The sequence below is a fragment of the Acinetobacter sp. 22301 genome (genome assembly GCF_052045285.1).
GTDB classification, from domain to species: domain Bacteria; phylum Pseudomonadota; class Gammaproteobacteria; order Pseudomonadales; family Moraxellaceae; genus Acinetobacter; species Acinetobacter pittii.
The window spans coordinates 1-7,959 of sequence record NZ_JBQEOR010000022.1; the positions used below are offsets into that span (position 1 = coordinate 1).

At 34.5% G+C, this 7,959-nt stretch carries 7 protein-coding genes; 1 reads left to right on the forward strand and 6 read right to left on the reverse strand.

The window, feature by feature from the left end:
* From ACTJJH_RS18275 to ACTJJH_RS18285, 3 genes are all read right to left on the reverse strand, one after another.
* The coding region (locus ACTJJH_RS18275; RefSeq protein ID WP_440601566.1) for a BapA/Bap/LapF family prefix-like domain-containing protein at nt 1-944 on the reverse strand (944 nt) is incomplete at its 3' end.
* A gap of 35 nt (nt 945-979) precedes the next feature.
* The gene (locus ACTJJH_RS18280; protein WP_440601567.1) at nt 980-1,825 is read right to left on the reverse strand and encodes an OmpA family protein; all 846 of its coding nucleotides are present in this window, start codon (nt 1,823-1,825) and stop codon (nt 980-982) included.
* A gap of 449 nt (nt 1,826-2,274) precedes the next feature.
* Nucleotides 2,275-3,093 (reverse strand): hypothetical protein, encoded by an 819-nt coding sequence (locus tag ACTJJH_RS18285; RefSeq protein WP_440601568.1) that lies wholly within the window; start codon nt 3,091-3,093, stop codon nt 2,275-2,277.
* Between the two features lie 497 nt (nt 3,094-3,590).
* On the opposite strand from ACTJJH_RS18285, the gene ACTJJH_RS18290 reads away from it, so the two are divergent.
* Nucleotides 3,591-3,947, forward strand: a complete 357-nt coding sequence (locus tag ACTJJH_RS18290) for an IS630 transposase-related protein (protein WP_001203192.1) — start codon at nt 3,591-3,593, stop codon at nt 3,945-3,947.
* A gap of 8 nt (nt 3,948-3,955) precedes the next feature.
* Here the strand turns inward: ACTJJH_RS18290 and ACTJJH_RS18295 are convergent, their stop codons facing one another.
* The 3 genes from ACTJJH_RS18295 to ACTJJH_RS18305 form a co-directional block, all read right to left on the reverse strand.
* On the reverse strand, nt 3,956-4,780 hold the full coding sequence (locus tag ACTJJH_RS18295; protein WP_000514224.1) for a hypothetical protein: 825 nt from the start codon (nt 4,778-4,780) through the stop codon (nt 3,956-3,958).
* 430 nt (nt 4,781-5,210) lie between these two features.
* Nucleotides 5,211-6,041, reverse strand: coding sequence for an OmpA family protein (locus ACTJJH_RS18300; protein ID WP_032038780.1), 831 nt, complete (start codon nt 6,039-6,041; stop codon nt 5,211-5,213).
* A 102-nt stretch (nt 6,042-6,143) separates the two neighbouring features.
* Nucleotides 6,144-7,959: YadA-like family protein (locus tag ACTJJH_RS18305; protein ID WP_440601569.1), on the reverse strand; the 1,816-nt coding region annotated here is incomplete at its 5' end.

Sequence of the window (7,959 nt, forward strand, 5' to 3'; positions counted from 1 at the left end):
CGATCCACTGTTTCTGCTTCAACTGTTAACTCGCCATCAGCAAAGCCTGCCGGTACTTCTGCTGTATAGCTACCATCCGGTTGAACTGTTGCCGTCACTTGTTGCTCAAGTGGATTACCCGCCTGGTCTTGACCGGTAATCGTCAAGATCACTTCACTACCCGGTGCAACATCTGTGGTACCGCCTGTGATATGACCTTGGTTATCCACATCAACTGTAATGGTGCCATCAACCCGGTCTAGACCGTCTTGACCTGACAGATTGTCTTCAGCTTTTACAACATTACCATTTTGATCTACAACCTCAGACTCTACCTTCAAATCCCCATCAGCAAAGTCATTTGGCACTTCTACTGTATAGCTACCATCAGGATTAACAGTAGTTTCAATTTCCCGGCTAATTAAATTGCCATCTTTATCTTCACCCGTAATGGTAACATTCACTTTACTACCATCAGGAATATTTTCAGTCTTACCCGTTATAAGCCCACTACTTGCAACTTGGATACTATTCGTACCATTAGGTGTACTTGGTGAATTATCATCATCATTATGGGTGGCAGCAATTACACCCCCAACAGCACCCAGACCAGCTAACCAAGGTAAAAGGCTAACAAGTTGACTCCCTGCTTCTGGTAGTAATACTTCTAACCCAGGAATACCTTTAAAGTCAGAAACCCCATCGAACCAATAAAGAACACATCCATCTTCTTCAAATACTAAGTCAGAAATTACTTCATCATAAGCAGTAAAGAAATTTTCAATAACTATTACTTCTCCATTTTTCAATTTAAGTAATAAGTTATTACCGTCACGGATAAATTCCTCAACATCATCACGATGCATTTTCGTATGAACGATTGATGCTTCTGTTAAAGTAATCTGATTCGAATTAACTATTGATTTCTCTAATGAATCTTTTTCTATTACGATAAAATTAGTCATATTTCACCTAAACTTCTTATTCCATAAATTGGTAATTACTTAGAAATCCCAGTAATTTCGACAGTTACACGACGATCTGGTTGCAAGCAGGCTTTTAAGGCTTCTTGTGATTTAACGTTAGGACATCCATCAGTTACAGGTTGAGCTTCTCCCCTGCTTGTTGTACTGATAACGCTATCAGACAACCCATTTTGGATTAGAAGATTCCGTACAGTATCCGCCCGGCTTTGCGCCAGCTTTTGGTTATAATTGTCATTGCCTAATCGGTCTGTATGACCAGTCAATTTAATTGCACTTACCGAGACGTATCCCTGCGAAATTTTAGAAGCTAAATCCATTACTTCTTGGCGCCCTTTTGGCAGCAAGTCATTAAGTGTAGAACCATCAAATTTGAATAAAGTATCTGCTGATAATTGGATTACTGAAGTGTGTTCAATAGTTGGAGTTGCTTCTTTTTTTGAGCAAACAAGTTCTTTTCCATTATTTAAAATATAAGGATTGCCATTCTTATCTATGGAAAGGGTCAAATTATTGTCGGATAACTGATTGGTTTGAAGGTCTACATCACATGATTGACACTCTTGAGAAGTACAATTTTTAACTTTGAAATTGTAAATTTCAGGCTTCAAACGGTACTGCGCTGCATTATTAATATAGAAGCTACCCGATTGAATGTTGTCTATATAGAAATTAATAGGACAGTTTTGCTTTTCCGGAGCATCTTCTGCACATAATTTATCATCTCGTTTTACGTTTATTACTTGAGCCTTATCGTTACCCCCTTCTTGAAACCGTAAACCTGAAGGCTGGGAATAATTGTTGGCTGCACAGGCAGACAGTCCAATTGACACAGCTATTACTAACAATCGCAATTTATACATATAGCATTCCCTAAACGTTAAAAGTAAAAACCATTGTTATCTCTATATTTGTGAAGCAGTTCTCATATATGCAAAGTGAAGTTATCAAATTCACATCATGATTTATGTTCATTTTACACATTTTTATTTAATTTCAAACTATGCTTTTTATATTAAAAATAAAAATAGTTTCAAAAAATTATCTTATATAATTAATATTTAATATTTTTTTTAATTTATTTTTTTAATAAAAAATTGTTATTTTTTATCTACAACCAATTATGTGCATTTTTAACATAGAAAATTTGTGACTGCGTGACTGTAAGCTCAGTAGCGTTTTATGCGGTTAAAGTAAATAATTTCTATAAGAGAATAAGAGATAAAAAAAGCCATACTTAAGTAGATGGCTTAGATGAAGAGCAGTTTAAAAGAAAAAATTAAGTTAAATTTAGTCTACTTTAAATTTAAACTTATAAATCAAACCCACCGAAGATTGGGGGCTCTTCTGTCGTACTATCATCATTATTTGAGTTTCCTTCCAACGAGTTAGAACCATTTTCTTGTTCAGATGTTTGTGGAGGAGCTCCATCTTTACTTGATGGATAATCATCCATTAATAATATTGTACTTAGCGCAGCACAATGAGTTCTTAGGCTCTCATTATCATCATCGTACATTGTTGGATATAATTGTTTAGAATATTGTGAAGTATAACTTACAGTCCAATTCTGCAAGATATTAGGTAAATTAAAAGTATAGTAATATGTTTTTTCTTCATTGGGTTGATAAGTATTAACAGTTTCATCATTTAAACAATAATTCGTTTCTGTTTCTTTTTCTGTTTTAGAACCCGTTAATTGTATAGCAGCTTTACAACTGTTGATGTACTCATAGATCGGTTCTGATGTCGTATTTTTCACAATGACTTGTAATTTATACCTTACCTTTAATCCACTATTTATTCCTAAAAGATCCATCCGATCCCCCATTTTCATAGGGATAAATGGAGCATAGTGTCTAACAAATTGAATTGTTCGTTCTACACCGCCACAATATTGTGTTACAGGATTTGGATAAGCAACAGCATACTCACCATCATCTTCCATTTGATTAGAACCTGGATTTGGTCGAGGATTAGTAACAGGGTTTTCAGTACCAACTGTCATTTCGCCCGTACCAGTTCCCCCTAAAGTCACTCCAACATTAAATCCGCCATCCTCTCCAGTACAACCCGAGAGCATAAATAAACCTACAGATACTAATGGTAGTGTAAGACGCGAATGAGGCATATGAGTTATCTCAATAAATATTGTAAGAACTAAAAAACAGAAAATTCCTTTAAACCTGTTTTTTCATGAAATATTTTATAGGAAACTTAAATACTTGGAATTATTCAATCACTATAAAATTTAAATTTTATAGAATTCAAGTAGCTAACAAAAATCTAGGTATTCAGAAATAAATATATTCTTTTACAATCCTATGATGTCTGGAACTCCGGTCTTATTAAAACCTAATATAATTTAACAATAAACATACTTTTTGACAAACAAAAATGTGCAATTAAACCATTTTTCATAAAAAAAATTATGTGAGAGGGAAATAAAATTTTAAAAAAATAATAATATGTGCAATATGTACATATTTTTTAAATAATGGTACATTTCCTTTGAGTGACTCTAAACAAAAGGAGATAGAACTGTAACATTTGAATAGAAAAAATTACGATAGCTCAAACAGTAAGTTTTTATTAAACAGTTGACACTAGGGAAATGAGTTAAATTCAATGCGTGCGTATTCTTTAGACTTTCGCCAGAATGTAATGGCTGCTTACAAACAAACGCAACATAAGTCAAAAGTCTGTAAACAGTTTAAGATTGCCAGATCAACACTGGATGAATGGATTGCTCTTGAAGAAACAACACAAGATTTAAAACCACTACCACTTACTCGTACTGGCAGACCCTTTTCTATTTATGACTTAAAAAGCTTTGAAGATTTTGTAAAATCTACACCCTTCTCTAAAATCAGAGAATTAATAGACCCTTTTGAACATAGATTTGGTTATAAAGTCTCATATTCTATTCTATGGAGAGGCTTAAAAAAAATTGGGTGGAAAAATAAATTTAAAAGTCGAGAGTGAATCAATATTTATTTATCATATTGGAAAATACCCAGACGAAACTGTTTATTCGCGTCAGGGGATCTTTCATCGTTTTTACAATATTCTATTGCCGAAGAAAGGATAGCCTTAGACATCAAATTCCACATATCAAGACTTAATTTTTTAAGCTTTTCTACAGATTCAGGACTTAACTCGTCTGCAAAAATAGCTTGTTCTAAAAAATTGGTTTTTTGCGTTAGATTACTAATCCCGGCTGCAAGATGATCTGAAATATTTTGAGTAAATAGTTGCTTACTTTCATCCATTTGTGGATCTGGAGTAAAACTGGAATTCTGCAAAATAATTTGATTATTTTCTTCTATGACCAACCCCAATCGTTTAAGTTCGAGTAATATTGATTTTGGATGCTTTTCAGAAGATATCTGCTTAACCAAGCCCTCAAAACTTGGTTCCTCCCCATTAAAAGGAATTTGGGTTGGCAGTTTTTGTCCTATCCATAAACCTATTACACGAGCAGGTACACTAATAGGTAATTGCTGATTAAACTGATTAATTAATCTATACTCACCATAGGTCTGACAAAAACTTCTGACATCACGTCGCCCTAAACCAGATAATAAGCTAACAGCAGAGTCTGTTTTTTTTTGTTTAATAGAGTCTAGCTCTTTAATGGCTTCATTATAAAATACCGACTTTAGGGCGGTAGAAAACTCATTGTAACCAATACCAGTTTTAATAAGCCAACGAACCAACTCAGGCATAATACTGATAGCATGTTCTAATGTCGTTTCAGTGTCATGAGACAACATCATGTCTTTAGAAGTTACCAAAGCCGATGTCTCTTTACCCATGCATACTCCAGTGTGAGATGAAATAGACTTCCCCAAATCAATAGTAGTTAGAAAGTTAAAAAACATTTTAATTTAATAAAATTATACTTTTTCAACCTAATAAATTGTAGGCTTTTTTTTAAAAAAATGTAGGCTTTTTTTTATAAACTAACGGACTATTTCGTACACTTGGTTCATTCTCTACAAGCTGTGTTGATGTTAAAAAGAGAATTATTAAGTTTCTTATAACACTAAGATATGTCTAAAAATATAAAAAAAACAATATTAAAAGAAATTAAATTATTAAAATATTTCAAATAAAAACAAAAATTTATACAAAAAACTATTTTGATTATCAATAACGATTTGAAAAATTTAATTCTGTAAAAAAATAGGCTTATTCTTCATTCAATATGAATAAGCCTTTTATAGAAATAATATATGAATTTTTTTACTCAATGATACCATCAACATCTATTACTACGCGCCTATTGGGTTCTAGACATTTCACTAATAGATTTTTTGAAAGACCATCTGCACAGTGTTTTACAGGATCCTGCTCGCCTAGACCTTGTGCAATAAGAACTTGGGCGTTGATTTGATTATTCAAAAAATATTGTTTTATCGTTTCTGCTCTTTTTTGAGATAACGTTAAGTTATAAACCTCCCGTCCTAAGTAATCTGTATATCCCAAAATCCGAATTGTTCTAATTTCTTTAAATTTATGAAGTTCTGCAACCAAACGATCTAAATCCTCCCTTCCTTTTAGATTTATATGATTCAGATCACTTTTATCAAAAGCAAATAATGCATCTGCGCCTAGTGTATAACGTTTGATTGATACTTGCTGTTTAGGCTCTTCTTTCTTTGGTGGATTGAATGATGGAGGACAAGCAGCATTTTCCGGATCAATCGGATTCCAATAAAAACTGCTTGCAATCATATTTTGATCAAATAAAATCTTATATTGGCAAGTAGTTATGCCATTTTCACCTTTGCCAGGTGTATTAAAGTGAAATAAATAATTCCATTCTCTTGGTCTCCACCCATCATCATATTGTGGTCGTCCAATTAATTCATATAACTGATCTTTTGTCATACCTGAACGAACTTGGCTTAAACTTTGTAAATTTGGAAATGTTCCTAACTCCTTATTAAAAATAACATCATTAGCTTTATGCCATTTAGGATTGTCAGTCATACCCTCTTTTGTAATTAACGTACCAGTTGAACACCCACTAAAAATTCCCACTGCTAAACACATGATAAATAAATTTTTCATATCTGAATTCCCGTATAAATTTTGTATTCGATAATTTAATTTTAAGTAGTCTTTATATTAGACACACTGAAATATTCAATGTGCCTAATAATCACTAAAGGCTTACCATTGGATACCGGCGCCTACAGTTCCTCCAAAATCACCACGGGAATTACCACTTCCAGACATTTTAAAGACCCATTTTCCATTATCTGAAATCGATGACATACCTATTGCATAACCAGATTCACCTCGGTACGTACCACCGCTGATTGCCATCATACTTTTACCTGGAATGTAAGCTTGTGGTAATCCCGCGGTTGCCATTGCTTGAGCAATACCTCCATTGGCATGATCTTCTAAATCATCGATACGTTTATTTGTTGTATAGAATGCTTGTTCTAATTGATTACTTACATTAGTGACTTGTTGATCTAAGGAATTCAGTGCATCTCCAACATTATTGTAAGAGCCTCCACCCACATTATAAGTAGGGCCTGTATTGGTTTCATAATTGGCACCACCACCTAAGTAGTTATAAATATTGGTGTTGCTCGCATGTAACTGAGATCCATTAATCGCATCTTTCGATGTAGAGTTAATTGTGCCCTCCGCTACATTTGTAACTTTACTTGCACCAGCATTTATACCTGTTTGATCAATTGTGATATTTCCTACAGAAACTTTATCTGTAGTAATCGAACCAGAAGTAACTGTATCAAACTTCACATCTTTACTGGTTGCCACTTGATAGTTCGTACTACCATCGGCATTTTTACTACTTGAAACCGTAATATTCTCACCAGCCGATACTGTTGTTTTAGCAGCTGTCGCAGCCGCAGTTGCATTTTGAGCAACCTGTTGTAGTTGATCTTCAGTAGCAGCTTGTCCTGAAACAATATTGTTAGGATTCCAAGTCGTATTTGTTAATCCATTAACTGTACCAGCCTCACCATTAACAGTAACTTTTCCAGCAGAGATATTGCCTTTTGATCCATCAATCAAAACATCTCCAGCTTGAATTGTTCCAGAATTACCATCAATTGATACTGCATTATCTCCTGCTCCAATTTTAATTTGATCAGCTAAGCCCACTTTAATGTCATTACCAGAATTCGTTACTAGTACACCATTATCAGAGTCACCATTAATATTTACAGTTTGACCTGGTTTTACTGTGCTTGTCGCATTCGAACCTGAATCAGTACTTACATTCCAACCTTGGTTTGCATTTGCAGCCTGATCATTTACATGTTTAATTGCATCATCGATGGTGTTTTGCCCAGTGCCACCAATATTGCTCCAAGTAATCTGATTATTAGTATAAAGAGCATTACCACCAAACAGTTGAGTCAAGTTATTACCTAAGCCAAAAAGCTGACTACCATTGATGGCATCTTTAGAATCTGCACTAATAAGACCATCTGCAACATCAGTTACTTTTTTATCACCTGCACTAATACCATCTTTTGTTATGCTTGGGCCATTAGCGATAACAATACCGTCTGTTGTAATTGTGGTATCGCCAACTGTGACCTTATTAAAATCAACCTCATCTGCTGTAGCAACAGTGTATATATTTTGTCCATCCACACCAGTGCTTGAAGTAACAGTAATATTTTTCCCTTGTTCAACCTCCGTTCTTGATGCTGCTGTTGCCTGGTCTACATAGGTTTTATTGGTAATATGGTTTCCTTCGGTAATTGGACCTGTGTAGTAGCTGCCTCCATTATTCACCGTGAAGCTATCGCCTAGCTTGGTTTCTCCTGTCGCAGTCAGGTTCGTCGTGTTCACTGTATTGAATGTCACATCTGCTGCTGTACCCACCGTGATACTGCCATCCGCATTCGCTATTAACTCAACATTGTCTCCAGTCACAAAGTTAACCTTGTTGTCATCTTTATTGACTGTCTTAACATCAACTCCGTCAATCTGCGTC

Bases quoted from the DNA above. Each gene is read 5' to 3' on its own strand.
- ACTJJH_RS18280 (WP_440601567.1), bottom strand. From the start codon at position 1,825: ATGTATAAATTGCGATTGTTAGTAATAGCTGTGTCAATTGGACTGTCT.
- ACTJJH_RS18285 (WP_440601568.1), bottom strand. From the start codon at position 3,093: ATGCCTCATTCGCGTCTTACACTACCATTAGTATCTGTAGGTTTATTT.
- ACTJJH_RS18300 (WP_032038780.1), bottom strand. From the start codon at position 6,041: ATGAAAAATTTATTTATCATGTGTTTAGCAGTGGGAATTTTTAGTGGG.
- ACTJJH_RS18295 (WP_000514224.1), bottom strand. From the start codon at position 4,780: ATGGGTAAAGAGACATCGGCTTTGGTAACTTCTAAAGACATGATGTTG.
- ACTJJH_RS18290 (WP_001203192.1), top strand. From the start codon at position 3,591: ATGCGTGCGTATTCTTTAGACTTTCGCCAGAATGTAATGGCTGCTTAC.